This window comes from Micromonospora sp. LOL_025 (genome assembly GCF_048060285.1).
Classification (GTDB): Bacteria; Actinomycetota; Actinomycetes; order Mycobacteriales; family Micromonosporaceae; genus Micromonospora.
The window spans coordinates 24,961-49,968 of the sequence record NZ_JBHMIR010000015.1 but is presented as its reverse complement, the minus strand read 5'-3'; the positions used below and the strand labels follow the sequence as shown (position 1 = coordinate 49,968).

At 74.0% G+C, this 25,008-nt stretch carries 20 protein-coding genes, 1 pseudogene and 1 riboswitch; of the genes and pseudogenes, 16 read left to right on the top strand and 5 right to left on the bottom strand.

The window, feature by feature from the left end:
- Positions 1 to 20 precede the first annotated feature (20 nt).
- Positions 21 to 614 (bottom strand): annotated as a pseudogene (locus ACFHW0_RS19150) (serine/threonine-protein kinase); the annotation flags it as partial.
- A 359-nt stretch (positions 615 to 973) separates the two neighbouring features.
- Between ACFHW0_RS19150 and ACFHW0_RS19145 the strand changes: the two are divergent.
- The gene (locus tag ACFHW0_RS19145; protein ID WP_416609461.1) at positions 974 to 2,533 is read left to right on the top strand and encodes a sensor histidine kinase; all 1,560 of its coding nucleotides are present in this window, start codon (positions 974 to 976) and stop codon (positions 2,531 to 2,533) included.
- 47 nt (positions 2,534 to 2,580) lie between these two features.
- Here the strand turns inward: ACFHW0_RS19145 and ACFHW0_RS19140 are convergent, their stop codons facing one another.
- Positions 2,581 to 3,843 carry an MFS transporter gene (locus ACFHW0_RS19140; RefSeq protein WP_416609459.1) on the bottom strand — a complete coding sequence of 421 codons (1,263 nt, stop codon included), beginning with the start codon at positions 3,841 to 3,843 and terminating at the stop codon, positions 2,581 to 2,583.
- A 231-nt stretch (positions 3,844 to 4,074) separates the two neighbouring features.
- On the opposite strand from ACFHW0_RS19140, the gene ACFHW0_RS19135 reads away from it, so the two are divergent.
- The 4 genes from ACFHW0_RS19135 (at position 4,075) to ACFHW0_RS19120 (ending at position 7,687) form a co-directional block, all read left to right on the top strand.
- Positions 4,075 to 4,806 carry an RraA family protein gene (locus ACFHW0_RS19135; RefSeq protein ID WP_416609457.1) on the top strand — a complete coding sequence of 244 codons (732 nt, stop codon included), beginning with the start codon at positions 4,075 to 4,077 and terminating at the stop codon, positions 4,804 to 4,806.
- An 81-nt stretch (positions 4,807 to 4,887) separates the two neighbouring features.
- A riboswitch (SAM riboswitch) is annotated at positions 4,888 to 4,999 on the top strand.
- Positions 5,000 to 5,272: 273 nt separating this feature from the next.
- On the top strand, positions 5,273 to 6,127 hold the full coding sequence (locus tag ACFHW0_RS19130) for an ABC transporter substrate-binding protein (RefSeq protein ID WP_416609455.1): 855 nt from the start codon (positions 5,273 to 5,275) through the stop codon (positions 6,125 to 6,127).
- A 40-nt stretch (positions 6,128 to 6,167) separates the two neighbouring features.
- Positions 6,168 to 6,947 carry an amino acid ABC transporter permease gene (locus tag ACFHW0_RS19125; protein ID WP_416609453.1) on the top strand — a complete coding sequence of 260 codons (780 nt, stop codon included), beginning with the start codon at positions 6,168 to 6,170 and terminating at the stop codon, positions 6,945 to 6,947.
- Positions 6,944 to 7,687 carry an amino acid ABC transporter ATP-binding protein gene (locus ACFHW0_RS19120; RefSeq protein WP_416609451.1) on the top strand — a complete coding sequence of 248 codons (744 nt, stop codon included), beginning with the start codon at positions 6,944 to 6,946 and terminating at the stop codon, positions 7,685 to 7,687. Before ACFHW0_RS19125 ends, ACFHW0_RS19120 begins: the two co-directional genes overlap by 4 nt.
- Positions 7,688 to 7,691: 4 nt before the next feature.
- Here ACFHW0_RS19120 and ACFHW0_RS19115 read toward each other — a convergent pair whose 3' ends face one another.
- A complete protein-coding gene (locus ACFHW0_RS19115) occupies positions 7,692 to 8,435 on the bottom strand; it encodes a phosphotransferase family protein (protein WP_416609450.1) in 744 nt (247 codons plus the stop codon).
- Between the two features lie 134 nt (positions 8,436 to 8,569).
- On the opposite strand from ACFHW0_RS19115, the gene ACFHW0_RS19110 reads away from it, so the two are divergent.
- The 8 genes from ACFHW0_RS19110 to dinB all read left to right on the top strand — a co-directional run bounded on the left by ACFHW0_RS19110 (position 8,570) and on the right by dinB (position 17,166).
- On the top strand, positions 8,570 to 9,700 hold the full coding sequence (locus ACFHW0_RS19110; RefSeq protein WP_416609448.1) for a peptidoglycan-binding protein: 1,131 nt from the start codon (positions 8,570 to 8,572) through the stop codon (positions 9,698 to 9,700).
- 119 nt (positions 9,701 to 9,819) lie between these two features.
- Positions 9,820 to 10,233 carry a VOC family protein gene (locus ACFHW0_RS19105; RefSeq protein ID WP_416609446.1) on the top strand — a complete coding sequence of 138 codons (414 nt, stop codon included), beginning with the start codon at positions 9,820 to 9,822 and terminating at the stop codon, positions 10,231 to 10,233.
- Positions 10,234 to 10,571: 338 nt separating this feature from the next.
- A complete protein-coding gene (locus ACFHW0_RS19100) occupies positions 10,572 to 11,711 on the top strand; it encodes a glycogen debranching N-terminal domain-containing protein (RefSeq protein ID WP_416609444.1) in 1,140 nt (379 codons plus the stop codon).
- Between the two features lie 183 nt (positions 11,712 to 11,894).
- Positions 11,895 to 13,115 (top strand): PP2C family protein-serine/threonine phosphatase, encoded by a 1,221-nt coding sequence (locus tag ACFHW0_RS19095; protein WP_416609442.1) that lies wholly within the window; start codon positions 11,895 to 11,897, stop codon positions 13,113 to 13,115.
- A gap of 120 nt (positions 13,116 to 13,235) precedes the next feature.
- Positions 13,236 to 14,810 carry an FMN-binding glutamate synthase family protein gene (locus tag ACFHW0_RS19090; RefSeq protein ID WP_416609440.1) on the top strand — a complete coding sequence of 525 codons (1,575 nt, stop codon included), beginning with the start codon at positions 13,236 to 13,238 and terminating at the stop codon, positions 14,808 to 14,810.
- Positions 14,811 to 14,882: 72 nt separating this feature from the next.
- Positions 14,883 to 15,287 (top strand): DUF2809 domain-containing protein, encoded by a 405-nt coding sequence (locus tag ACFHW0_RS19085; RefSeq protein WP_416609438.1) that lies wholly within the window; start codon positions 14,883 to 14,885, stop codon positions 15,285 to 15,287.
- Between the two features lie 57 nt (positions 15,288 to 15,344).
- Entirely contained in the window at positions 15,345 to 15,869 is a 525-nt protein-coding gene (locus ACFHW0_RS19080; protein WP_416609437.1) for a GNAT family N-acetyltransferase, read from the top strand.
- Positions 15,870 to 15,978: 109 nt separating this feature from the next.
- Entirely contained in the window at positions 15,979 to 17,166 is a 1,188-nt protein-coding gene (gene dinB, locus ACFHW0_RS19075) for a DNA polymerase IV (RefSeq protein ID WP_416609435.1), read from the top strand.
- Positions 17,167 to 17,239: 73 nt separating this feature from the next.
- Here the strand turns inward: dinB and nhaA are convergent, their stop codons facing one another.
- Positions 17,240 to 18,559 carry a Na+/H+ antiporter NhaA gene (gene nhaA / locus ACFHW0_RS19070; RefSeq protein ID WP_416609433.1) on the bottom strand — a complete coding sequence of 440 codons (1,320 nt, stop codon included), beginning with the start codon at positions 18,557 to 18,559 and terminating at the stop codon, positions 17,240 to 17,242.
- A 315-nt stretch (positions 18,560 to 18,874) separates the two neighbouring features.
- Here nhaA and ACFHW0_RS19065 point away from each other — a divergent pair, with 315 nt between their 5' ends.
- From ACFHW0_RS19065 to ACFHW0_RS19055, 3 genes are all read left to right on the top strand, one after another.
- Entirely contained in the window at positions 18,875 to 19,501 is a 627-nt protein-coding gene (locus ACFHW0_RS19065) for a universal stress protein (RefSeq protein ID WP_416609431.1), read from the top strand.
- A 77-nt stretch (positions 19,502 to 19,578) separates the two neighbouring features.
- Positions 19,579 to 20,535, top strand: coding sequence for a TIGR03885 family FMN-dependent LLM class oxidoreductase (locus ACFHW0_RS19060; RefSeq protein ID WP_416609429.1), 957 nt, complete (start codon positions 19,579 to 19,581; stop codon positions 20,533 to 20,535).
- Positions 20,532 to 22,373, top strand: coding sequence for a glycoside hydrolase family 15 protein (locus tag ACFHW0_RS19055; protein WP_416609427.1), 1,842 nt, complete (start codon positions 20,532 to 20,534; stop codon positions 22,371 to 22,373). The genes ACFHW0_RS19060 and ACFHW0_RS19055 overlap by 4 nt, the downstream gene beginning before the upstream one ends.
- 124 nt (positions 22,374 to 22,497) lie before the next feature.
- Here ACFHW0_RS19055 and ACFHW0_RS19050 read toward each other — a convergent pair whose 3' ends face one another.
- Entirely contained in the window at positions 22,498 to 24,930 is a 2,433-nt protein-coding gene (locus tag ACFHW0_RS19050) for a M14 family zinc carboxypeptidase (protein ID WP_416609425.1), read from the bottom strand.
- Between the last annotated feature and the right edge of the window lie 78 nt (positions 24,931 to 25,008).

The window sequence follows — 25,008 nt, the reverse complement described above, 5'->3', positions numbered from 1 at the left end:
ACCGGCACGGGGGCGGGTTCGGTGGGGACCGGCGCGCGGGCGTGCTGCTGGCGCAGGGTGATCAAATCCCGCCCGTCGAAGGGCGGCCGGCCGGTGAGGCACTCGTAGAAGGTGGCGGTGGCCGCGTAGATGTCGCAGGCCGGGCTCGCCGGCGCGCCCGTCCACTGCTCGGGCGCCATGTAGCGGGGAGTGCCGGTGACGCTGACCCCGGAGCTCTCGCCCACCGGCATGGCGATGCCGAAATCGGCCAACTTGCTGGCGCCCTCGGCGGTGACCAGCACGTTCTCCGGCTTGTAGTCGCGGTGCACGACGCCCCGGGCGTGCGCCGCGCCGAGCCCGGCCAGCGAGCCCTTGAGGACACAGAGCGCCGACTCCGGCGTGGTCGGTCCGTGCGCGCGCAGCATCTGCCGCAGCGACACGCCGTTGACCAGCTCCATGACGATCGCCGCGCCGCCGGGCGACTCGACGTACTCGTAGAGGCGGGAGACGTGCGGGTCGTCGATCCCGGCCAGCAGCCGGGCCTCGGCGCGGAACGCGGTGCGGAACGCCGGATCGTCGCCGATCCCGCCGGTGAGGTACTTGATCGCGACCGGTGTGCCGGTCGCCTCGTGCACGGCGAGGTCCACCCGGCCGGACGCGCCGGCGCCGAGCTGCCGCACCGGGCGGTAGCCGGAGACCTGCCAGCCGGTCACGCGTCCACCTCTCCGCCCCGGGGGGCGGTGGGGCCGCCTCCGGTGGTCATTGTGGTCGCGTGAGTCGGCGCGGCCATCGGCGCAACGGCTGTTTCCGGCCCCCGGGCGTCCGGGACGTCCCGGCGGGTGGCGGCATGGTCGGTTACGGACACACGCCACTGGTACCACCCGCCGGCAAGCGCCCTCTCGCCCGGCCGGCTGGACTCTTCCGCCCGGCCGGCTGGACTAAGGTGCAGGCCGTGGGCAGCGAGGCGACTCCCGAAGCAGCGACCCGACGGCCGATGACGACCCGACGGTGGCTCACTGTCCTGTTGCTGACGATGACCGCCCTGGTCCTGCTCGGCGGTGGCGCCGGCGCCGTCGCGCTGAGGCACACCGCCGCCGTCTCCAACCACCTCGCCGACCGGGTCGCCCCGGCCCGTACGGCCGTCGGCCAGCTCGACAGCGGCCTGCTCGCCCAGGCGGCGGCCGTACGCGGCCACGTCGTCACCGCCGATCCGCGGTTCCTCGACTCGTACCGGCAGGGCGTCGAGAGCGAACGCGCGACCATGTCCCGGCTGCGCGGGCTGCTCGCCGACGAGCCGGCGGCGCTGGGCGACCTGGACCGGGCGCAGCGGCTGGCCGACCGCTGGCGCACGGAGTTCGCCGAACGCCTGGTCGCCTCCCGGCAGGCCGGCGGGACGCCGCAGGAGCTGGCGCCGCTGGTGACCGGGGACGCGGAGACCTTCGCGGCGGTGCGCGCCGAGCTGACCGGGCTGGTCGGCCGCCTCGACGGGATCCGCGACGCCGGCCGGGACGACCTCGACAGCGCCCGGGCGCTGCGGGACCTGACCTTCGTGGCGATCCTGGCGGCCCTGCTGCTGTGCGGGATCGTCGGATCCGTGCTGGTGCGCACGCGGGTGCTGCGGCCGCTGGACCGGCTGGGCGCCTCGGTGCGGCAGGTGGCCGGCGGCGACTTCCGGCACCGGCTGCGGCCCGACGGCCCGGCCGACATCGCCCGGCTGACCAGCGACGTGGAGACGATGCGCCGCACGGTGGTGGAGGCGTGGGAACGCAGCCAGCACGACCGGGACGCCCTGGAACAGCAGGCGACCGAGCTGCGCCGCTCCAACGAGGACCTGGAGCAGTTCGCGTACGTCGCGTCGCACGACCTTCAGGAGCCGCTGCGCAAGGTGGCGTCGTTCTGCCAGATGCTGGAGCGCCGTTACGCCGACCAGCTCGACGACCGGGCCCGGCAGTACATCGGCTTCGCCGTCGACGGGGCGAGCCGGATGCAGGAGCTGATCAGCGACCTGCTCACGTTCTCCCGGATCGGCCGGATCTACGGCGACCTGCGGGAGGTCGACCTGACCGAGGTGTTCGCGCAGGCCGAGGCGAACCTGTCCCGGGCGGTGGACGAGTCCGGCGCGACGATCACCCGCGACCCGCTGCCCACCGTGCGGGGCGAGCCGACCCTGCTGACCATGCTGTGGCAGAACCTGCTGGGCAACGCGGTCAAGTTCCGCAGCCCCGAGCGGGCGCCGCTGATCCGGGTGACGGTGACGGGCACCGAGGATGCCTGGTCCTTCGCCGTCGAGGACAACGGCATCGGCATCGACCCCCGGTACGCCGAGAAGATCTTCGTCATCTTCCAACGCCTGCACCCCCGGGGCACGTACCCGGGCACCGGCATCGGGCTCGCGGTGTGCAAGAAGGTCGTCGAGTTCCACGGCGGCACGTTGAGCCTGGACGAGGGGTACCGCGACGGGACGCGCTTCGTGTTCACGATGCCGCGGCTGCCGACGGCGGTCGTACCCGCGCAGCCGGGCGAGCCGGCGACGGAGTCTACGGCCGCGGCCTGACTCTCCCGCCGGCTCGGCCCGGGCCCGGGCGGCGGAGGGCCGGCGGATCAGCCCGCCGATCCGCCGCCGCCGATCCTGCGGGCGGCCACCAGCGCGATCCCGCACGCCGCGACGGCGCTCAGGGGGGCGACGAGGAAGCCGACGGTGACCTCCCCCGTCGCGTCCAGCACCGCGCCGGCCACCGCCGCGCCGCCCGCGCTGCCGACCGAGAACGCCGTCGCCGCCCAGGCGAACGCCTCGGCCACCGTGCCGGCGGGCGCCACGTCGTCGATCGCGACGAAGGCGATGGTGAGCAGTGCCGGAAGCGCGAGTCCGCTGACGGCCATCAGCACCAGCATCACGGCCGGGGCCGGGGTGAGCAGCAACGGCAGGTAGCCGGCGGCGAAGACGGCGACCGCGCGCGGCAGGGTGGCGTACCGGCGCAGGCCGCCGAAACGTACGTAGAGCAGGCCGCCGACCAGCGCCCCGGTGGCCTGCGCGGCGAGCAGCCAGCCCGCCCAGGAGCGGGCCCCGGCGGACTCGGCGTACCCGGTTGCGGCGACGGTCACGCTGCCCACCGCCGCGCCGACCAGCAGCAGCGCCCCCAGAACCAGCCGGAGCCGGTTGGCGCGCAGCGGCCCGGCCCAGTGGCGTACCGCCGGCTCGCCACGCCAGCGGCGGACCGCGTCGGTCGTGGCGAACCACGCGGTGCCGGCGGCCTGGAAGAGCGCGGCGGCGGCCAGACCGCCGCTCGGGCCGGCCAGGCCCACGCCGGCGAGCGTGACCACCGGGCCGAGGATGAAGATCGTCTCCTGCACGGCGATGTCCAGGGTGTACGCGGTCTGCACCCGGTGCGCGGGGAGCAGGTCGCGCCAGAGCACCCGCAGGCACGACTCGAAGGGCGGCGCGCCCGCCCCGGCCAGGGCGGCGGCCAACACGGTCACCGGCAGGTTGACGTGTGCGGCGGTGAGCGCGAAGCCGACCGTCGACGCCGTCACGGCCAGCCACAGCACCGGCGGCTGCCGCCAGCGCTGCGCCAGCCGGGCGAGCATCGGCTGGCCCACGGCGGTGCCGGCGGTGAACGCGCCGACCAGCAGGGCCGCGACGGTCAGCGTCATCGTCTCGCGGGCGAAGACCAGCAGGGCCAACGGGGCCGCGCCCAGCGGAATCCGGCCGAGCAGGCTGGCCGCCAGGACCCGGGCGGTCTGCGGCGCCCGCAGCACGGCGAGGGCCGAGGTGTCGGTGGGGTCGGTGGGGTCGGGGTCGGTGGGTCGGTTGGTCGGTGGACGGCCGGCGGGCGGTACGAGTTCGGTGCCATCGGGCGTGGGCATGACGGATCGCTCCCGGATCGTGGCGGAGGTGGACCGGAGGGCGGCGGGGCGCCGGGCCGGTCAGGGAGCGAAGTCGGAGCGTTCGTGGTCGTTGCCGTACAACGGCAGGACCGGGGTGATCCAGCGGCCGTAGGCGGCGGCGACGGCTTCGAGCGGGATCACGTGGACAGTCTAGGCCGAGCCAGCGGGACCGGATTGGACCTCGCCGCCGCACCACCCGTGCTCCCTACGATGACGGCCCACGACTTGCCGCACCGCCGGGAGGACGTCATGCGGGAGCGCTTCGCCGACCTGTCCACGCCGCTGATCGCCGACGCCTGCGTACGCCTCAGCGCGCCCCCGCGCGCGGCGCCGGCCGGGATCCGGGCGGTCGTCCCCGGTCACCGCCTCGTGGGCCGGGCGCTGCCGGTGCGCCACCACGGCAGCGTGGACGTGTTCCTGGAGGCGTACGGCAACGCCGCCCCCGGTGACGTCCTCGTCATCGACAACGGCGGCCGGAGCGACGAGGCGTGCGTCGGGGACCTGGCGGTGCTGGAGGGCGTCGCGGCCGGGATCGCCGGCCTCGTCGTCTGGGGCCTGCACCGGGACACGCCGGAGCTGGTGGAGATCGGCCTGCCCGTCTTCAGCTACGGCAGCCTCCCGGCGGGCCCGGCCCGCCTCGACCCGCGGGAGCCGGAGACGCTCACCAGCGCCCGGGTCGGGCCGCACCTGGTGACCGCCGACGACCTCGTCGTCGCCGACGACGACGGGGTGCTGTTCCTGCCCGCCGGCCGGGCCCCCGAGCTGTTCGCGGCGGCGGAGCGCATCGGGACCGTCGAGCGGGTCCAGGCGCGGCGGATCCGCGCCGGGGAGACGCTGCGGGAGCAGACCGGCTTCGCCGACTACCTGGCCCGCCGCGCCGTCGACCCCGCCCACACCTTCCGGCAGCACCTGCGGCAGGTCGGCGGGGCGATCGAGGAGTGAGCGGGGCCCGGCTGGAGCACGCGTGAGGGTGGTCATAGCGGCTGGACGGCCCACGGTGGCGGGCTGCTAGCCTCGTCGGCAGGTCATGAGCGCCAGCGTCAAGCCCCGGCTCGCTGGCCGGCAACCCTCGTCCGCGCAGGGGTGCCCCGGGTGAGGACCAGGCACCGGAGCGGCTCCGGTGCAAGCGCGGCCTGGTTCCCAGGTCGGCACCGACCGAGGAGAGCCATGTCCTTCCGCAGCTGCGCCCCACCGGCGGTCCCCGCCGTGGCCCCGACGTCGCCGGCACTGACCCGGCGCCGCCACATCGACATGATGCGGGTCTGCGTCACCTCCTGTCGCCCCGGCGACGCGCGCTAGCCGCGCCACCCCTTCTTTCCACGACCCATCCCAGCGGTACGCCCACCGGGCGCACCGTCGGCGACGCACGCCCGTGCCCGCCGCCGGAACACCTCGTTCGGAGACACCTGTGCGAATCCTTTCCTCCCTCACCCGGGCCGCCGCCCTCGGCGTGGCCGCCGTCCTCGCCGCCACCGCCCTGACCGCCTGCGGCGACGACGCGGCCGGCGCGGCCGACAACCCGTACGGCCTGCTCCAGCCGGGCGTGCTGCGCGCCGGCACGCTCACCGACGCCCCGCCGAACGTCTACCTCAAGGACGGCAGGTTCACCGGCTTCGACAACGACCTGCTCACCGCGGTCGCCGCGAAGGTCGGCCTGAAGGTGGAGTTCGTCGGCACGGACTTCTCCGCTCTGCTCTCCCAGGTCAACAACCGCAAGTTCGACGTCGGCAGCTCCTCGATCACGATCACCGAGGCGCGGAAGAAGACCGTCGACTTCGGCAACGGCTACGACTTCGGCCACTTCGGACTCGACGTGCCGGCCGGCTCGTCGATCACCGGCTTCGACCAGCTCGCCGGCAAGCGGGTCGTGGTCGTGCAGGGCACCGTCCAGGACGACTACGCCACCGGCGAAGGGCTCGACCCGGTCCGGGTGCCCGACTACAACGGCGCAATCAACCAGCTCAGGGCCGGCACGGCCGACGCCTGGATCGCCCCCGCCGAGATCGGCGACAAGTCGGCCGCCGACAGCGGCGGCAAGATCACCGTGGCGGCCAAGCTGCTCAGCCCGGCCCCCACGGCGTACGCGTTCGCCAAGGGCAACGACAAGCTGCGCGAGGCGCTGGACAAGGGCCTCGACGAGGTGATCGCGGACGGCACGTGGAGCCGCCTGCAGGTCCAGTACTACCCGGGCCGCCCGATCCCGGCCGACTTCAGGCCGGGCAGCGGCGCGGTACCGGTGCCGTCGGCCTCGGCCACCTCCTGAGACGTACGGACGACGAGCGAGCGGGGCGGTAGGAGCGACGATGGATCGGTTGAGCACCCTGTGGGAGACCTTCTTCGACGCAGACTCCATGCGCGAGGCGCTGCCCGAGATGCTGACGGTGGGGCTGCCCAACACGCTGATCCTGGCGATCTCCGCCGCCCTGCTCGGCTCGGTGCTCGGCATGGCGCTGGCCGTCGCGGGCATCTCGCGTAGCCGGTGGTTGCGGTGGCCGGCGCGGGTCTACACCGACGTGTTCCGCGGCCTGCCCGCCGCGGCGACGATCCTGCTCATCGGAGTCGGCCTGGCGCCGCTGGGCATGCAGGTGTGGGGGCCCAACCCGTATCCCCTGGGCATCCTGGCGCTGTCGCTGATCGCGGCGGCCTACATCGGGGAGATCTTCCGCGCCGGCATCCAGTCGGTGGAGGCCGCGCAGCTGGAGGGGGCCCGGGCGCTGGGCCTGTCCTGGGGCGAGGCGATGCGCCTGGTGATCGTCCCGCAGGGGATCCGGCGGGTGCTGCCGGCCTGGGTGAACCAGCTGATCGCGCTCATCAAGGACTCCAGCCTGGTCTACTTCCTCGGCCTGCTGGCCAGCCAGCGGGAGCTGTTCCGGATCGGGCAGGACTACGCGGCGAACACCGGCAACCAGTCCGCGCTGCTGCTCGCCGGGCTGTTCTACCTGACCCTGACGGTCCCGCTGACGCACGCCGTCAACTGGATCGACCGGCGGCTGCGGCACGGCCGGCAGGCCACCGCGCCGGGTGACGCCGACGACGACCTCGACCTGGCGCTGCCGGGTGCCGCGGGAGGGAACCAGCGATGAGCATCGACACCACGACCTCGGTGAGCCTGAGCGTCCGCGACGTGCACCTGGCCTTCGGGGCGCACCGGGTGCTGCGCGGGGTGGACCTGGACGTCGCACGCGGGGCGACGGCCTGCGTGATCGGCCCTTCCGGGTCGGGCAAGTCCACCCTGCTGCGCACGATCAACCGCCTGATCGAGCCCGACCGCGGCGACGTGCTGCTGGACGGGCGCAGCGTGCTCGGCGACGACCCGGACGCCCTGCGGCAGCGGATCGGCATGGTCTTCCAGCAGTTCAACCTCTTCCCGCACATGAGCGTGCTGCGCAACGTCACCCTCGCGCTGCGCCGGATCCGCAGGCTCGGTGAGGACGAGGCGGTGTCCGTCGCCCGCGAGCACCTGGAGCTGGTGGGGCTCGCGGCCAAGGCCGACGCCCGCCCGGCGCACCTGTCCGGCGGGCAGCAGCAGCGGGTCGCGATCGCCCGCGCGCTGGCGTTGCGCCCGCAGGTGATGCTCTTCGACGAGGCGACCTCCGCCCTGGATCCGGAGCTGGTCAAGGGCGTGCTCGGACTGATGGCCGAGCTGTCCGCCGGCGGCATGACGATGGTGGTGGTCACCCACGAGATGGGTTTCGCCCGCGAGGTCGCCGACACCGTGGCGTTCATGGATCGCGGGGTGGTGCTGGAGGCCGGCGAGCCGGCCGCGATCTTCGAGCGGGCCGAGCACCCCCGGCTACGCCGCTTCCTCTCCCAGGTGCTCTAGCCGGTCACGTCGGTGAGCCGACCCGTCCGGGGCCGTAGGTCTCGTCCGCACGCGTGGGCAGGTTCCGCAGTTCCGCGGTGAGCTGTTCGAGGTACTCGGGCGGCCCGGCCTCGGCGAACCACAGCCAGAGTTCGGCGGCGTGGATCGGCAACCAGGCCCGGACCAAGGCCGGGTCGGCTCCGTACCCCTCGACGAGGACGTCGAACGACCGCGGGTCCTTCCGCGCGGCGCCCCAGGCCGCACGCGACAGTTCTCTGAGCGGGTCGCCGAGGTGGGCCGCCTCCCAGTCGATGACCGCCGTGATGTCGCCGTTCGCGGCGAGGAGGTTCCCGTCGGTCCAGTCGCCGTGACAGAACGCCGTGCGACCGGCCGGTGGAACGGCGAGCGGAAGCGGGGGGCCGCCGGCGTCGCGGTAGCGGCGGATGATCAGCGCGTCGTCCGGCGCGGGCGGCAGCCCGTCAGGTGGCGGCAGCTCATGGAGGCGACGGAGCAGTGTCGCCGAGGCACGGAGCCCGCCGAGTCGCACGTCGGCGTTCTCGCTGTCCAGTCGTTCACCCGGCATGAGCGTCATGAGGATCGAGCCCGGCCCGACCTCGACGAGCTCGGGAACCGGCATGTCCGTGTCAGCGAGCGCCCGCAGGGCGAGCACCTCCGTGTCGTGGCGGGAGGGTTCCGTCATCCGCTTCTCGACCAGGCGGCGCCCCTCGCGCTCCACCAGCCGGACGTGACCGACCGCTCCCTGCCGCATCCCGCCATCCTGCCAGGCGCGGAGGTCTGGCGTACCGCCGAGTCTTGGCAATATCCTCCACTGCACACGCGATGCCTGGAGTTCCTTTTCACGGGGCCGCCCCCGCCCCCACCTCCGGCCGCAGAGGAGATGCCATGCACGTCGAGAACTCCGCAGTGGACCGTCGAACCCTGCTGCGGGCCGGCCTCGGCGCCGCCACGGTCGCGGTCGTCGGCAGCCAACTCGCCCTCCCGTCCGCCGCGCACGCGGACCCCGGCACCGACCTGGACTGGATCTACAGCTGCGACGAGTGGGGCGCGCGCCCACCGGCGGACCCGCTGGCGGTCAGCGCCATCCCCACCAACAAGATCATCGTGCACCACATGGCGTTTCCGAACGTCACCGACTACTCCGAGGCGCAGGCGGTCAAGCTGGCCCGCGACTGCCAGAACCTGCACATGGACGGCAACGGCTGGTCCGACACGGGCCAGCACTTCACCATCAGCCGCGGCGGGTACGTCATGGAGGGACGCCGGGGCAGCCTGGAGCGGTTGCGGGCCGGCGACCGGCAGATGATCTCGGCGCACTGCCCGGGCGAGAACGGCCGCGCCATCGGCATCGAGAACGAGGGCACGTACGTCACCGAGACGCCGCCGGAGGCCCTGCTGGACTCGCTGGTCACGCTCTGCGCGACCATCTGCCGGCGGTACGGGCTGCACGCCCACGACATCTTCGGCCACTGGGACTTCCGCACCACGCTGTGTCCCGGGGCCGCCTTCTACGGGCAGTTCCCCGCCCTGCGCCGCCGGGTCTTCGAGGCGCTCGGCACCGACCTCGCCGACGTGCCGGCCCGCCGCTGGCCGGACCTGTGGCGCTTCGTCGGCTCCCCCTCCGTCCGGGTGGTGCAGTACCTGCTGGCCCACCGCGGCTACACCGTGCCGGTCAACAGCGTCTTCGACGCCGCCACCGTCGCCGCCGTGCAGGACTGGCAGTACCGCAACGGCATCCCGGTCGACGTCGACGCCACCCTCACCGCGCCCACCTGGGAGACCCTGGTGCCGGAGCTGGGCAGGGACGCCGCCGGCCTCCCGGTCACCGCCGTGCAGTTCCTGCTGAACTTCCGGGGCCACCCCGGGGTCACCGTCACCGGCGAGTACGACCACCCGACCAAGACGGCCGTCAAGGACGTCCAGCGCAGCCACGGGCTGCCGGCCCACGGCAAGCTGGACGTCGACACCTGGTGCGCGCTCGTCGGCGGCGTCGTACGCCGGTCGTTCCGCCACTGACCACCGCCGCCGGCCCGTGGGGCGCACCGCCCCGGCGGGCCGGCGAAACGCGGCGCACCTCGCCCCCGTCGGCCCCCTGGTCTGCGACGATGGGTCCGTCACGACCGGAGGAGGGTGCTGTGGCGTCTCGACTCAACCCGTACTTCAGCTTCCCGGGCAACGCACGGGAGGCGATGGGGTTCTACCACCGCGTGTTCGGCGGTTCGCTGTCGATGGACACCTTCGGCTCGATGGGCACCGACGATCCCGCTTTGGCCGACAAGATCATGCACGCGATGCTGGAGACCGACCGGGGCTTCACCCTGATGGGCTCGGACACCGCGCCCGGCATGGAGCACGACCCCGGCACCAACGTCTCCGTCAGCCTCAGCGGCGACGACGCCGACGACCTGCGCGGCTACTGGGGCAAGCTCACCGAGGGCGGCACGGTGACCGTGCCCCTGGAGAAGCAGATGTGGGGCGACGAGTTCGGCATGTGCGTCGACCGCTTCGGCATCGGCTGGATGGTGAACATCGGCCAGCCCCGGGACTGACGAGGTGTAGCGGCGGCGCGAGCGGGTAGGGACCGCCGTCCGACGGGCCCGGGCGGCACCCACCGGTGCCCCCGGCCCGCAGCCGCCGGCCGGAGGGGTGCACCCGATGCTGTCGACGCTCGCGCACCCGCACCCGCACCCCGCACGCCCCGCCCGCCCCCGCCCGAGCGCGCCCCGGCCGCGATGACCCGGGTCCGGAACCTGCGCGTCCGCCCGGACCTGCTCTACGTGGCGAGCGGCTGGAGCACCCTGGTGACCGACGTCCGCGGCCGGATCACCGGCGCCGACCCGCAGGGCTTCGCCCGCAACACCCGGGTGCTCAGCACCGAGCGCTCAGCGTGGACGGCCGCGAGCCGGTCCCGTTCAGCACGGCCAACGTGGCGGGGCACGCCCAGCTCTCGTACGCCGCCCTCGGCGGCGGCGACACGCTGCCCTCCCGCGCGGTCTACCTGCTGGTGGAGCGTTTCGTCGGCGCGGGGCTGCGCACCCGGCTGACCGTGGTCAGCTACGCGGCCGTGCCGCTGGACCTGCGGCCGCGCATCGACCTCGCCGCCGACTTCGCCGACACCAGCGAGGCCGAGAGCGGCCGGCGGGTGCAGTCCGGCACGGTCGACGCGAGCTGGGACGACCGGGACCGGGAGCTTCGCCTGATCTACCGGTGCGACGGCCTCGACCGGGCGGTGGCGATCGGCGTACGGGCCGACACACCCGTCCGGTACGCCGACGCCGCCCTGACGGTCGACCTCGCGGTGCCGCCCCGGGGATCCCGCCGGGTGGAACTCCTCGTCGAACCCGTCTTCGACGGCCAGCGCCTCGCCGCACCGCCGCCGACCTTCGCCGAGCCGGACGACGCGGCGGCGCGCGCCCGCGACACCCTGGCTCGTGAACTCGTGCGACTCGCCAGCAGCAACTTCGACGTCACCGCCGCCTGGCGGTGCGCGGTCGACGACCTGTCCGTGCTGCCGCAGGGGGAACCGGACGGGCCGACGGCCCCCATGGCCGGCCTGCCGATCTACCAGGAGATCTTCGGCCGCGACACGATGACCGCCTCGTGGCAGTCCCTGCTCGCCGGGCCGACGATGCTGGCGGACAGCCTGCGCCTCAACACCCACCAGCTCGGGCGGCGCATCGACGACTGGCGGGACGAGGAACCCGGCAAGCCGTTGCACGAGGCCCGGCGGGGCCGGGTGTCCCCGCTCGGGCTCGACCCGTTCGCCGCCTACCACGGCGACTGGTCGACCGCGCCGGACTTCCTGGTCTTCCTCGGCCAGTACCTGGCCTGGACCGGGGACCTCGACACGGTACGGGACCTGCTGCCGACCGCGCGGCGGGTGCTGGGCTGGATCGACCGCTTCGGCGACCTCGACCGGGACGGCTTCCTCGAATACCACCGCCGGTCCCCCGCCGGCCTGAAGAACCAGGGGTGGAAGGACTCGGACACCGCCATCGTCGACGAGCACGGCGAGGTGTCGACCTGACCGTCCGCCGTGGGCGCGGCGGGCGCACGTCGCTGCGCGCCCGGGGCGACCGGATCGCGGTGATCCGCCGACCCACGCTCCAGGCCTCGGCGACCCGCCGCCGATCCTGACCGGCCGCCCGGCAGGCCCGATCGACGCAGCGCGGAAGGCGGCGGACGCAGCCGTCAGGGCTAGGATCCGGTGGTGGCCGATCAGGGGCTCATCCAGGACGACGAACGGTTGCGCCGCATCGAGGCCGTGACCGACGCGACGCTGTCCCGCCTCGACGCGGCCGACCTCTTCGACGAGCTCCTCGACCGCGTCCGGGACCTGCTCGACGTCGACACGGCGGCCATCCTCATGCTGGACACGCACTCCCAGCAGCTCGTGGCCACCGCGGCCAAGGGACTGGAGGAGGAGGTCCGGCAGGGGTTCCGCGTCTCCGTGGGCCGCGGGTTCGCCGGCCGGATCGCCCTGACCCGACGGCCGGTGCTCGTCGAGGAGGTCACCTCCGACGTCGTGGTCAACCCGGTGCTGCTGGCGATGGGGCTGCGGTCGCTGCTCGGCGTGCCGATGTTCGCCCGGGGCGAGCTGATCGGCGTGCTGCACGTCGGCACCCTGGGCCGACGCCGGTTCACCACCGACGACGTACGCCTGCTGGAGCTGGTCGCCGACCGGGCCAGCCTGGCCAACCTCGCCCGGTCCCACAACCTCGACCACAACGCCGCCCTCGCCCTGCAACGCAGCCTGCTGCCCGCCCAGCTGCCCAGCCTGCCGGGCCTGGACCTGGCCGCCCGGTACGTGCCCGGGCACGTCGCCGGAATCGGCGGCGACTGGTACGACGTGTTCGTCCTGCCCTCGGGCTGGCTGGGCCTGGTCATCGGCGACGTGTCGGGCCACGGCCTGCAGTCGGCCGTGGTCATGGGACGCATCCGCAGCGCGCTGCGCGCCTACGCGCTGGTCTGCGACGACCCGGCGGAGGCGTTGACGCTCCTCGACCGCAAGGTCGGCCACTTCGAGGCCGGGAACCTCACCACGGCGCTCTACGCCATGGTCTCCCCCGACCGGACGCGCATCCGGCTCTCCGCCGCCGGGCACCTGCGCCCCGTCCTCGCCGCGCCGGGCCAGCCGGGCGCACCGGTTCCGGTCCACGCCGACCCCCCGCTCGGTACGGGCCGCCGGCCGCCGCCCCGGCGACAGGCCGAGGTGGACTTCCCGCCGGGCGCGGTGCTCGTCTGCTTCACCGACGGCCTCGTCGAACGCCGCCACGAGGTCATCGACGTCGGTCTCGAGCAGCTCGTCGACGTGGTCCGCCCGGCTCCGGCCGAGGAGGTGTGCGCCACTGTCATGGACGCCCTCGGCGCCGAGCGGCCGACCGACGACATCGCCATGCTGGTCGTCCACCGTGTCCTGACGCCGGGCTGATCCGGCAGGGGGTTCGGGGCCGCCGTCCGCCGCGCCCCGGAGCGCCGTCCGGGTCGGCGACGCCGCCCGCGTGACCGCCGGCCCGTTTGACGGAGGGCGATCGCGGAAAGAGTGGCGGGCATGAAGTGGGCAAGCCGAGCCGTACCCGCCGCCGTCGCCGCCCTCGCGGCCCTGGCCGCGCGCGACCTGATCCAGCGCGATCACGCGTTGCTGCGTACCTTCCCGGTCCTCGGCCGGGCCCGGTACCTGCTGGAGTCCATCGGGCCGGAGTTGCGCCAGTACATCGTCGCGGGCAACAACGAGGAGCGGCCCTTCACCCGCGACCAGCGCCGCTGGGTGTACGCGTCGGCCAAGCAGCAGAACAATTACTTCGGCTTCGGTACCGACAACGACATCGAGTTCACGCCCGGATATCCGATCATCAAGCACCGCACCTTCGGTCGCGCCGTCCCGCCGTCGACGCCCGGCGCCGGACACGACGTGCGGCTACCGTGCGCCAAGGTGCTCGGCGCCGCGCGGGGCCGTGCCCACGCGTTCCGGCCCGAGTCGGTGGTGAACATCTCCGGGATGAGCTTCGGCTCGCTGTCCGGCAACGCCGTCGAGGCACTCAACCGGGGCGCCGCCCTGGCCGGCTGCCTGCAGAACACCGGCGAGGGCGGGCTGTCGCCGTACCACCGCAAGGGCGGTGACCTGGTCTTCCAGATCGGCACCGCGTACTTCGGCTGCCGCGACGAACGCGGCCGGTTCAGCCTCGACCGACTCAAGGACCTGGTCGCCGGCGCGCCGGTACGGGCGCTCGAGATCAAGCTCAGCCAGGGCGCCAAGCCCAGCCTCGGCGGCCTGCTGCCGGCGGCCAAGGTCTCCGCGGAGATCGCGGCGACCCGGGGCATCCCGCAGGGACGCGACTGCGTCAGCCCGTCCCGGCACGCCGAGTTCTCCGACTGCGACAGCCTGCTCGACTGGGTGGAGCTGCTCGCCGCCGAGACCGGCCTGCCGGTCGGCATCAAGTCCGCGGTGGGCGACCTCGGCTTCTGGGAGGAGCTGACCACCCTGATGCGCGACACCGGGCGCGGAGTCGACTTCGTCACCGTCGACGGTGGCGAGGGCGGCACCGGCGCCGCGCCGCTGATCTTCACGGATTCGGTGTCGCTGCCGTTCCAGCAGGGCTTCGCCCGGGTCTACAAGGTCTTCGCCGAGCACGACCTGCACGAGCAGGTGGTGTTCGTCGGCGCCGGCAAGCTCGGCCTGCCCGACAACGCGGTGGTGGCGTTCGCGCTCGGCTGCGACATGGTCAACGTGGGCCGGGAGGCGATGCTGGCGATCGGCTGCATCCAGGCCCAGAAGTGCCACACCGACACCTGCCCCACCGGCGTCGCCACCCAGAACCCGTGGCTCGCCAGGGGCGTTGACCCGGGGTCGAAGTCCGTCCGCGCGGCCAACTACGTCCGGACACTGCGCCGGGACCTGGTCAAGGTCGCCGAGGCCTGCGGCGTCGAGCACCCGGGCCTCATCGACACCGACTCGATCGAGGTCCTCGACGGCCGGACCGCCTCGCACCCCCTGCACGAGGTGTACGGCTACCGTCCCGAGTGGGGGCTGCCGTCCGACGCCGACCGGGCGCAGATCGTCCGGCTGATGACGGCGGAGGCCCCCCGGGGCGGCACCGCCCCGCCCTCGCCGACCGCGATGTCCTGACCGTCCGCGACGCGCCGCACGAGTACGCGCGGAGTTCCTGGCCGCCGCGGGAGAACGCCTAGCATCGCCGGAATGTCGATCACCCCTAGGCGGTGCCGGATCCTGATGCTCGCCGCTGCCGTCCTCTTCCTGCTCGTCGCCCTCGTCGTGCGCGCGGCAGCCGGCGGCGGCCTCGAACAGCACTCCGGCACCGCGCTGTACGCCTGCGTGGTCTGGGCCGGCGTGTTGTTCCTCCGGCCGCGGCTGTCGCCGCCGGTGGCCGGCGCGGTCGCGATCGCCTTCTGCTGGGCGGTCGAGTTGTCGCAGTTGACCGGGGTACCGGCGGCGCTGTCGGCGCGCAGCCCGCTGGCGCGGCTCGCGCTCGGGGTGCAGTTCGACCCGGTCGATCTCGCCTGGTATCCGGTCGGGGTGCTGCCGCTGGTGGCGGTACACCGGATCGTCGCCACCCGCGCCCGGCGTCCGCGGCCCACCCGGTGAGCGGGCGACGCCGTTAATGAGGCGCGTCGGGTGCATCGCCGCGCCTATCGTGGCCCGGTGCTGATCAGACGCGAGACCCCCGCCGACGTCGACGCGATCCGGGCGGTGCACCTGGCCGCCTTCGCCGACCCGGGGAAGCCGGACGCCGTACCCGTCGAGGCGGGGCTGGTGGACGCGCTGCGGGCCGACGACGGGTGGCTGCCGGCCCTCTCCCTCGTCGCGGCGGACGACGCCGGGCGGGTGGTCGGGCACGTGGTGTGCACCCGGGGCCGGGTCGCCGGCGAGCCGGTCGCGCTGGGGTTGGGTCCGCTCGGCGTACTGCCGGCCTGGCAGCGGCGCGGGGTCGGCTCCGCGCTGATGCACGCGGTGCTCGGCGCGGCCGACGCGCGCGAGGAGGCACTGGTGGTGCTGCTCGGGCACCCCGACTACTACCCGCGCTTCGGGTTCCGCCCGGCGGTCGACCTCGGCGTCACCCCGCCGCAGCCGTGGGGGCCGCGTCACTTCATGGCCCGGCCGCTGAGCGCCTGGCGGTCGTCGATCCGGGGCGCGTTCGCCTACGCCCGCCCGTTCGACGAGCTGTAGGCCGCCACGCCGGTCGGTCGCGCGGCCCCGGCGCCTCCGGGGATGCCCGTCCGGCGCTGTTCGGGCAGGTCAGCGCCGCCGTCACGGGCTTCCGTGCGAACATGTGTTCGTGTCGCGAGAGGCCAGCATCCTGCACGCCGACCTGGACGCGTTCTACGCGTCGGTCGAGCAGCGGGACGATCCGCGCCTGCGCGGCCGGCCGGTGGTCGTCGGCGGGGGCGTGGTCCTCGCGTGCAGCTACGAGGCGAAGGCCCGGGGCGTCCGCAGCGCGATGGGCGGCCGGCAGGCCCGCCGGCTCTGCCCCGAGGCGATCGTCGTGCCGCCGAGGATGGCGGCCTACACGGCGGCGAGCCGCGCGGTGTTCGAGATCTTCCGGCGGACCACCCCGATCGTCGAGGGGCTCTCCATCGACGAGGCGTTCCTCGACGTGGGCGGTCTGCGCCGGCTGGTCGGCCCGCCCGCCGACATCGCCGCCCGGCTGCGCCGGGAGGTACGCGAACGGGTCGGCCTGCCGATCACGGTGGGCGTGGCCCGCACGAAGTTCCTCGCCAAGGTGGCCAGCGGCGTCGCCAAGCCCGACGGCCTGCTGGTCGTCCCGCCGGACGGGGAGCTGGCGTTCCTGCACCCGCTGCCGGTGGAGCGGCTGTGGGGCGTCGGGCCGGTGACGGCCACGAAGCTGCGCGAGCGACGCATCCGTACGGTCGGGCAGGTCGCCCGCCTCGGCGAGGCGGCACTGGTCTCCCTGCTCGGCGCGGGCGCCGGTCGGCACCTGCACGCCCTGGCGCACAACCGCGACCCCCGGCCGGTGCAGGTCGGCCGCCGGCGCGGGTCGATGGGCGCACAGCACGCCCTCGCCCCCGGCCCGCACTCCCCCGCCGAGCTGGAGGCGGTCCTCGCCGGCCTGGTCGACCGGGTGACCCGGCGGATGCGGGCGGCGACGCGGGCCGGCCGGACGGTGACGTTGCGCCTGCGGTTCGGCGACTACACCCGCGCGACCCGCTCCCGCACGGTGGCCAAGGCGACCGCCGACACGGCCCCGCTGCTCGCCGCGGCGCGGGCGCTGCTGCGGGCCGCCCTGCCCGAGATCGAACGACGGGGCGTGACCCTGCTCGGCGTGTCGGTCGGGAACCTGGACGACTCCCCCGTCCAGCCGCCGCTGCCGTTCGACCGCGATCCGGGGGCGGACCTGGACGCGGCCGTGGACGCGGTGCGTGACCGGTTCGGGTCGGGGGCGCTCACCCGGGCGGTGCTGCTCGGCCGGGACCCCGGCCTGGAGATGCCGCTGCTGCCGGACTGAGCGGCGGGCCCCACCCGGCCGCGCGACTGCCCGGTCCGTCGGGCGGGGAACGGTGTCGGCCCGGCACGGGTGTTCAGTGGGCGTCCGGCTGGTCAGGATGCCTGTCGTAGACGTCCGGCACGCCGTCCCGGTCGCGGTCGACGGCCTCCGCCTCGCAGACCTGCCGGTGCAGGCGGCTCCGGGCGCGCAGGACCACGGAGGCGAACAGCGCCGAGAGCAGGGACCCGGTGAGCACGGCCACCTTGACGTGGTCGTCCCGCTCACTGCCCAGCCCGAAGGCCAACTCGCCGACGAGCAGCGAGACCGTGAAGCCGATGCCACCGAGCAGCGACAGGCCGAGCACGTCGAGCCAGTTGAGGCCCTCGTCCGGATGGGCGCGGGTGAACCGGGAAACCAGCCAGGTGGCCCCCATGATGCCGACCGGCTTGCCGACGAGCAGACCGATGACGATACCGATCGCCACCCGGTCGCTGAGCGCGGTCGCCAGGCCGGTCAGGCCCCCCACCGCGACCCCGGCGGAGAAGAACGCGAAGATCGGCACCGCGACGCCGGCGGAGATGGGGCGGAACCGGCGCTCGAAGTGCTCGGCCAGTCCTGGCCCGGTGCCCGGCCCCCCGGCGGCGTCGCTGCGGACCACCGGGACGGTGAAGGCCAGCAGGACCCCCGCCACGGTGGCGTGCACTCCCGATTCGTGCACCAGCGCCCAGGTCAGGGCCGCGAGTGGGAGCAGCAGCCACCAGGACCGGACGCGGCGCTGCACCAACAGACCGAAGACCGCCAGCGGAGCCAGGGCGCCGAGCAACGGCACGACCGACAGGTCGGTGGTGTAGAAGACGGCGATGATCACGATGGCGATCAGGTCGTCGACGACCGCGAGGGTGAGCAGAAAGGTACGCAGCGCGGGCGGAAGGAACCGGCCGACCACGGCGAGCACGGCCAGCGCGAAGGCGATGTCGGTCGCCGTCGGGATCGCCCAGCCCTTCGCCGCGTCGCCGCCGGCGATCAGGTGGTAGAGCAGGGCCGGCACCAGCACGCCGCCACAGGCCGCCGCCACCGGGACCACCGCGCGACGCGGGTCCCGCAGGTCCCCCGCGACGAACTCACGTTTGAGTTCGAGCCCGGCGACGAAGAAGAAGACGGCCAGCAGGCCGTCGGCCGCCCAGGTGGCCATGCTGAGGTCGAGGTGCAGGAAGGCGGGTCCGGCGCGGAAGTCCCGCAACGCCTGGTAGTGCTCCACCCAGGGTGAGTTGGACCAGAGCAGCGCCACCAGCGCCCCGACGAGCAGAAGCGCCCCGCCCACCGTCTCCCGGCGCAGGATGGCAGTGATGCGGCTGGTCTCCGCCCAAGATCGCCGGGCGAACAGGCTGCCACGGCGCCGACCGGCGTCGGTCACGGGGTCTCCTCGTCCGAAGGGGCCGGCTCGTCCACCGCCGACCGGACCACCCGGAGACCGGAGCCACCCCGTGCGCCGTAGGCCCGGGACGCCCGCATCCGGCCGGCGCCAGCAGGGTGGTACCCGACCGCGACCGGTCGAACCCTCGTCGTGCGCGCACGCCACAGCCGGCGCTCCACCCCGCCCGAGCGCCGTCGCGGCGCCGGGTCCGACGGCAACTGGCCTCGCCTGCGGACGCGGGGGCCTACCCGCGGCGACCGGGGGTAGTCACCCGCATGACCCGTCCGCCCGCACCGACCACGCCGGGAGGCCGCCGTGGCTGAGCTGGGACTGGCCCTGCTGGCGATCGTGGCCTGGCTGGTTGCCGGGCTGGTCACCGCAGCGGTCTTCGTGACCCGCGGTGGGCACCGCAACCTGCTGTGGTATCTCGTCGGAGGTCTGCTCGGGCCGCTGTTCATCCCGATCGCCGCCGAGCGCGGCCGGGCCGATCCGCAACGGGTCGACGTCCGGGTGCCGGCGCCGGCGCCGGCGCGATCCGGCCTGCGCGTGCTGGTCGGCCTGGACGGCTCGCCCGACTCCGACCGCGCGCTGCGCGCCGTCGCGCACGCGTTGGGCGGCACGGCCGGCGAGTTGGTGCTGGTCACCGTGACCGACCCGGACGTGGTCGACATCGAGGCGGACGAAGAGCACCGGCGGGCCCGACTGCTGCTGGACGAGGCCACGCGCAACCTGCCGGACGAGCTGCCCACTCCCAGCACGGAGGTGGTGTCGGGTCACCCGGCCGACGCTCTCCTGGCAGTCGCCGAGGCGCGGGACGTGGACCTCCTGGTGATCGGAAGGCGGGGGCACGGGCTCGACGAGAAACTGCTGGGCAACGTGGCGGAGGACCTGGCGCACCGCAGCTCCCGAGCGGTGCTGCTGGGCAGCCTCCCCGGTCGCTGATCGGCGTTTGCCCGGCCGGATCACGGGTAGCCCGCCCCACCGCGTCGGGCGACGCGGAGCAACGGCGGGAGGACCTCGTGACGGCCTTCGGCTTCCACGCCTCGCATGAGCAGTTCCCGCCGAGCACGCTGCTGCGCCTGGTGGAGGGGGCCCGGACGGCCGGTTTCACCCGCGCGACGTGCTCGGACCACTTCGCGCCCTTCGGAGCGGAGCAGGGTCAGTCGGGGTTCGCCTGGTCCTGGCTGGGGGCGGCGATGGCCCGCACCGACCTGCCGCTGGGTGTGGTGAACGCACCCGGTCAGCGCTACCACCCCGCCATCGTGGCGCAGGCCGCGGCGACGTTGACCGAGATGTTCCCCGATCGGTTCTGGCTCGCCCTCGGCACCGGCCAGGCGCTCAACGAGCACATCACCGGCCAGCGGTGGCCGAACAAGCCGGAACGCAACGCCCGGCTGCGGGAGTGCGTCCAGGTGATCCGCGCGCTCTTCGCCGGCGAGTGTGTCGACCATCGCGGGCTGGTCACCGTCGACCGGGCCGTGCTGTGGTCCCGGCCGGCGCAGCCGCCACCTCTGTACGCGGCAGCGGTCACCCCGCAGACGGCCCGGTGGGCGGCCTCCTGGGCGGACGGGCTGATCACCATCAACCAGGGCGTCGACGGGGTGCGGCGGGTGATCGACGCCTACCGCGCCGCCGGGGGCGCCGGGCCGGTGCTGCTTCAGGTGCACCTCTCCTGGGCCCTCGACGACGCGACCGCCCTTCGGGTGGCACACGAGCAGTGGCGCTCCGCGATCCTCGGCAGCGACCTCGGCTGGGACCTGGCGACGCCGGACGACTTCGCCCAGGCCACCGCCCACGTCCGCCCCGAGGACATGCGGGAACACGTTCTGGTCTCCAGCGATCCCGGCCGCCACGCGCAGTGGCTGTGCGAGTACGCCGACCTTGGCGTCGAGGAGATCTACCTGCATCACGTCGGACGCGACCAGGACCGCTTCCTGGAGGTCTTCGGTGACCGGATCCTGCCGGAGTTGACGTGAGCTTTCCCTCGATCGACTCGTACGCGTTCCTCTCGGACACCCACACCGCCGCCCTGATCGGTGCCGACGGGACGGTCGACTGGCTCTGCGTACCCCACTTCGAGGGCGACGCCGTCTTCGCGCGGTTGCTCGACCGGCACGTGGGCGGAGCAATGTCGCTCGTCATCGACGGTGGGGTCACTCCCACTCGCCGGTACCTGCCGGACACCCTGGTCCTGCGCAGTGAGTACGACTGCCCGGACGGCAGGGCGGTGGCACACGACTTCCTCGCCGTGGATCCCGGCGACGACACGCAACCGATCCGGGCCGCCAAGGTCCTGGTGCGGCACGTGACGGTCGAACGCGGTTCGGTGCGGCTGGCCGTGCGCGTCGCCCCACGGCCAGGCTACGGCGGCCAGCCGACCGCCTGGTCGAAGATCGACGACCGGTGGCACGCCCGGGGCACCCCGCTGACGATCCGCGGTGACCTGCCCTTCGTCGCGGACGACACGACGCTTACCGCCGACGCCGAGCTGTCCGCCGGCCGGACCGCCGTCGTGCTGCTCGACTACGGCGACGCCGCGTCGCCCTCCGATCCCGCCTGGCTGCTTGACGACACCTGCCGCACCTGGCGGGACTGGTCCGCGCGCAGCGACTACACCGGCTTCGCCGCCGAGGCGGTCCGGCGCAGCGCGCTGGTGCTGCGGGGCCTGTCCTTCGACGAGACCGGCGCGCTACTGGCCGCCGCCACGACCGCGCTGCCCGAGGAGGTCGGCGGCGTCCGCAACTGGGACTACCGCTACACCTGGCACCGGGACGCGGCCCTGCTCCTGCTCGCGCTGTTCCGGCTGGGCCATGCCGAGGAGGGACGACGGTACCTACGTTTCCTGATCTCCACCTGCGCCGGTCCGGATCCGCTCGCCCCTGCCGTCGGCATCCACGGCCACAGCACGGTCGAGCGGGAACTACCGCACCTGTCGGGCTACGCCGGTTCCCGACCGGTCCGCACCGGCAACGAGGCCGCCGACCAGGTCCAGTTCGACACCTACGGTCACATCCTCGACGCCGCGCTGGCATACCAGCAGCTCGCGGGTGAACTGACCGGCGAACAGTGGCGGCTGTTGCGCCGGCACGTCGACACGATGGCACAGCGGTGGCGCGAGCCGGACCACGGGGTCTGGGAGATCCGCGGTCCCCGTCGGCACTATGTCAACTCCAAGGTGATGGTCTGGGTCTGCCTCGACCGGGGGATCCGTCTGGCCCACCTGCTGCACGACGACACCGCTCCCGTCGACCGTTGGCGGCAGGCTCGCGACGCGCTGCACGCCGAGGTCCTCGACCGCGGCTACGACGGCACGGTCGGCAGCTTCGTGCTGGCGTACGGGTCCACCGACCTGGACGCGTCCCTGCTGCGGATCCCGCTGGTCGGCTTCCTGCCCGGCGACGATCCCCGGGTGCTCGCCACCGTCGAACGGATCCGACGGGATCTCGCGGTCGCTCCCGCCCTGATCCGCCGATACCGGGTCGACGACGGACTGCCCGGCGAGGAAGGGGCCTTCCTGCTCTGCTCGTTCGAGCTGGTCTCCGCGCTCGTGCTCGCTGGCGAGCACGAGTCGGCACGGCAACTGTTCGACCGGCTCGACACCTACGCGGGCCCGCTCGGCTTCTACTCCGAGCAGCTCGCTCCCGACGGGAGAGCGCTGGGCAACTATCCCCAGGCGTTCACCCACCTCGCCCTCGTCGAGGCGGCCCTCAACCTCGACGCGGCCGGCGACCGGGACGCCCTGCACGCCTGGGCGGAGCGTGACCGCCGGGCACAGGACGGCCGTGCCGTCCCCGCCCCGGGGCCACCGGCGTGAGGGTCCGGCACCCACGCGACCCTGCCGCGCGGCGGCGATCCGCACGCCGGCCGGGCCGGGCGTCGGCGCGGGAGACGGCGGGGGTGCGGGGCCGGCGGCCCCACACCCCCGTCCCGGTGGGCGGTCAGCCCGACGGCGGCACGGCGGTGTCCTTGCGGTAGTTGCGGCCGTTGCCGTCGGGGCGGTAGTTGTTCTCGACATTGCCCGCCGAGTCCACCGAGAACCAGTGGATCCGCGTTCCCGCCGGGACGGTCAGCGTCTCCCCGCCCTCCCGGACGCCCGCCGAGCCGTAGAGCTTCGAGGCGTACGTGGGGGCGGCCCGGTCGAGGGTGTAGAAGACGGCGGCCGGCTCGCTGGTGGAGAAGGTCACCTCCACCATGCCCGGCGTCGCGCTGGGCGCGACCGCCAGCGTGCTGCGCGGCCGGGTCCGGTCCTTGGCGAAGTCCCGGGCCACCCGCATCAGCTCCACCAGGCCGTTGGCGAACTCCAGCGTCTCGGCGTGCGCCTCGTCCCATTCCGGCTGGAAGGAGGTGCCGACCTCGAAGTTCCAGGCATAGATGCCGTACCTGTACCAGAGCATGTCCCCGGAGTTGCCGGCCGCCGAGTAGAGCACGTCGGAGATCGGGCCGGTGCGCGCCGGGGTCACCGCCATGTTGCGGTGCCGCTTGATGGCGGCCAGGATCCGCGACGAGGCGCCCCAGAACGCCGACTCCTCGGCGAGCGTCGGGCGGGGCGCGGAGACGCGGTCGGGCAGCGCGTACGCCCCCGGCGACCACATGAAGTAGTTGCCCGAGGAGTGCAGGTTCATCGAGAACCTGATGTTGGGGCGGGAGGCCAGCCAGTCGAGGTTGCGGTTCTCCGGCTCGGAGAGCTCGCCCGGCCCGGCGTACGTGCCGCTGGTGCAGCTCGCCGACGCCCCCGAGTAGCCGTCGAAGAGGCTGTACTCGGTGTAGTTGCGGTTGTTGTCCACGCCCCAGGAGTTGCGGGCCAGGAAGTCGGCCGCCCCGGTCGTCGGGCAGTGGTTGGTCATGTTCTTGCGCTGCGAGTTGAAGTCGTAGAAGGAGTAGTGGCCGCCGTCCGGGTTGACCGAGGGGGCGATCCAGATGTCGAGGCTGTCCAGCAGCTGCCGGGTCCGCCCGTCGTGGGCGTAGTTGCGCAGCAGCCGCTCGGCGGTCTCGACGGTCACCAGCGGCGGCACCCACTCGCGGGCGTGTTCCTGCGCGTAGGCGAGCACGCCGAGCTTCGAGCCGTCCCGGTGCTTGCCGATGCGGATGGCGTACACCGGGTGCGGGTCGCGGGAGACGCTCGCCGGCGCGCTCAGACCGTCGCTCAGCGGGGTCCGCGCGGCCGGCGCGACCACGCCGCCGCCCGGGCTGCCCCGATAGGTGTACGCCCGCACGAGCGTCCCGGCCCCGGCGTTGAGTGCCGCGACGACCTGCGCGGCGGTGCTGGTCACCGCGCCGTCGCCGTCGGTGCCCAGGGTGACCCGGACGGCCGCGCCGGCGACGGTCACCGACAGCGGCGCGTTCGCCGCGCCCGGGTCGGCGAGTTCCACGGAGACGTCGTTGCCGCCCTCGTGCCCCCAGGCCAGGGAGTCCACCGCGACGCGGCTGTCGGCGGCGGTGCCCAGCACCGCCTGGGCGTGCCGCCGGTAGCCGTTGGTCCGGTACGGCAGCTCGACGACCTCGGCCAGCCGGGGGAACTCGGCCGCCAGCTGATGGATCCGCGCGTACAGCTCGGTCGGCGTCAGGTAGCTGGTGACGAAGTCCTTCTGGTAGCCCGGGCCCTCGGGACCGTCGCCCGGGGTGGGGAGCCACTCCCGCACCTGGGCCACGGCGACGTCGCCGGTCGGGCTGGTGATGCGGATCCGGTCGGGCCGGCTGGTCACCTGCGCGGCCCCACGGTGGTACAGGTAGACGCCGGCGTCGACGAAACGGGAGATCGTCTGCGTACCGCCGGAGCCGATCTCGGTGCCCGGGCCGCTGTCCCGCTCGACGGTGAGGGCGTCGGTGGCGGTCTGGCCCTGCGCCCACTTCGCCTCGACGGAGAGTATCTGGCTCGTTCCGGAGGTGTAGTAGTCCGCGCGGATGATCCTGACGTCGGACGCGGCGGCGGTGGCCGGACCGCGCGCCGCGGCGGCGAACTCGCGGTTCTGCGCGACGTGCCCGGCGATGGTCGCCTCGCGTTCCGCCACCCGGGCCCGGGCGTCGGCGGGACGGTGCAGCACCTCGCCGAGCCTGAAACCGGCCCTGGTCAGCGCCGCGGCCTCGCTGGCGGTGACGACCGCGTGCGCGACGATCCCGTTCCCGGTGCGGGTGACGTGGTGGTCGAGGTCGACGCCGGTGGCGACGAGGGCGTCCAGTTGGGTGGTGCCGGTGAGCAGCACCTCGACGACGTCCGCCTCCTCGTCGGCGACCCGGACCAGCTCGACCGGGGGTTCTGCGGCGGGCACGACGGCCGAGGCCGGGCTGACCAGCAGCACCGCGGCCGTGGCGGCGGCGAGCGCGGCCGGGACGGGTAGGCGGCGTCGCCACCGGGGAGCTAGGAGATCACGCATGTGTCCGCCCTTCTGATGTCGGCAGGGTGGCCGGACGGGATGGCCGAGGGGGCCGCCCGGGTTGCGCGGCTCCGCCCC

What these genes read in the sequence shown, in the direction of transcription:
- ACFHW0_RS19145 (WP_416609461.1), top strand. Translation starts at nt 974, where the DNA reads ATGACGACCCGACGGTGGCTCACTGTCCTGTTGCTGACGATGACCGCC.
- ACFHW0_RS19140 (WP_416609459.1), bottom strand. Translation starts at nt 3,843, where the DNA reads ATGCCCACGCCCGATGGCACCGAACTCGTACCGCCCGCCGGCCGTCCA.
- ACFHW0_RS19135 (WP_416609457.1), top strand. Translation starts at nt 4,075, where the DNA reads ATGACGGCCCACGACTTGCCGCACCGCCGGGAGGACGTCATGCGGGAG.
- ACFHW0_RS19125 (WP_416609453.1), top strand. Translation starts at nt 6,168, where the DNA reads ATGGATCGGTTGAGCACCCTGTGGGAGACCTTCTTCGACGCAGACTCC.
- ACFHW0_RS19120 (WP_416609451.1), top strand. Translation starts at nt 6,944, where the DNA reads ATGAGCATCGACACCACGACCTCGGTGAGCCTGAGCGTCCGCGACGTG.
- ACFHW0_RS19115 (WP_416609450.1), bottom strand. Translation starts at nt 8,435, where the DNA reads ATGCGGCAGGGAGCGGTCGGTCACGTCCGGCTGGTGGAGCGCGAGGGG.
- ACFHW0_RS19110 (WP_416609448.1), top strand. Translation starts at nt 8,570, where the DNA reads ATGCACGTCGAGAACTCCGCAGTGGACCGTCGAACCCTGCTGCGGGCC.
- ACFHW0_RS19090 (WP_416609440.1), top strand. Translation starts at nt 13,236, where the DNA reads ATGAAGTGGGCAAGCCGAGCCGTACCCGCCGCCGTCGCCGCCCTCGCG.
- ACFHW0_RS19085 (WP_416609438.1), top strand. Translation starts at nt 14,883, where the DNA reads ATGTCGATCACCCCTAGGCGGTGCCGGATCCTGATGCTCGCCGCTGCC.
- ACFHW0_RS19050 (WP_416609425.1), bottom strand. Translation starts at nt 24,930, where the DNA reads ATGCGTGATCTCCTAGCTCCCCGGTGGCGACGCCGCCTACCCGTCCCG.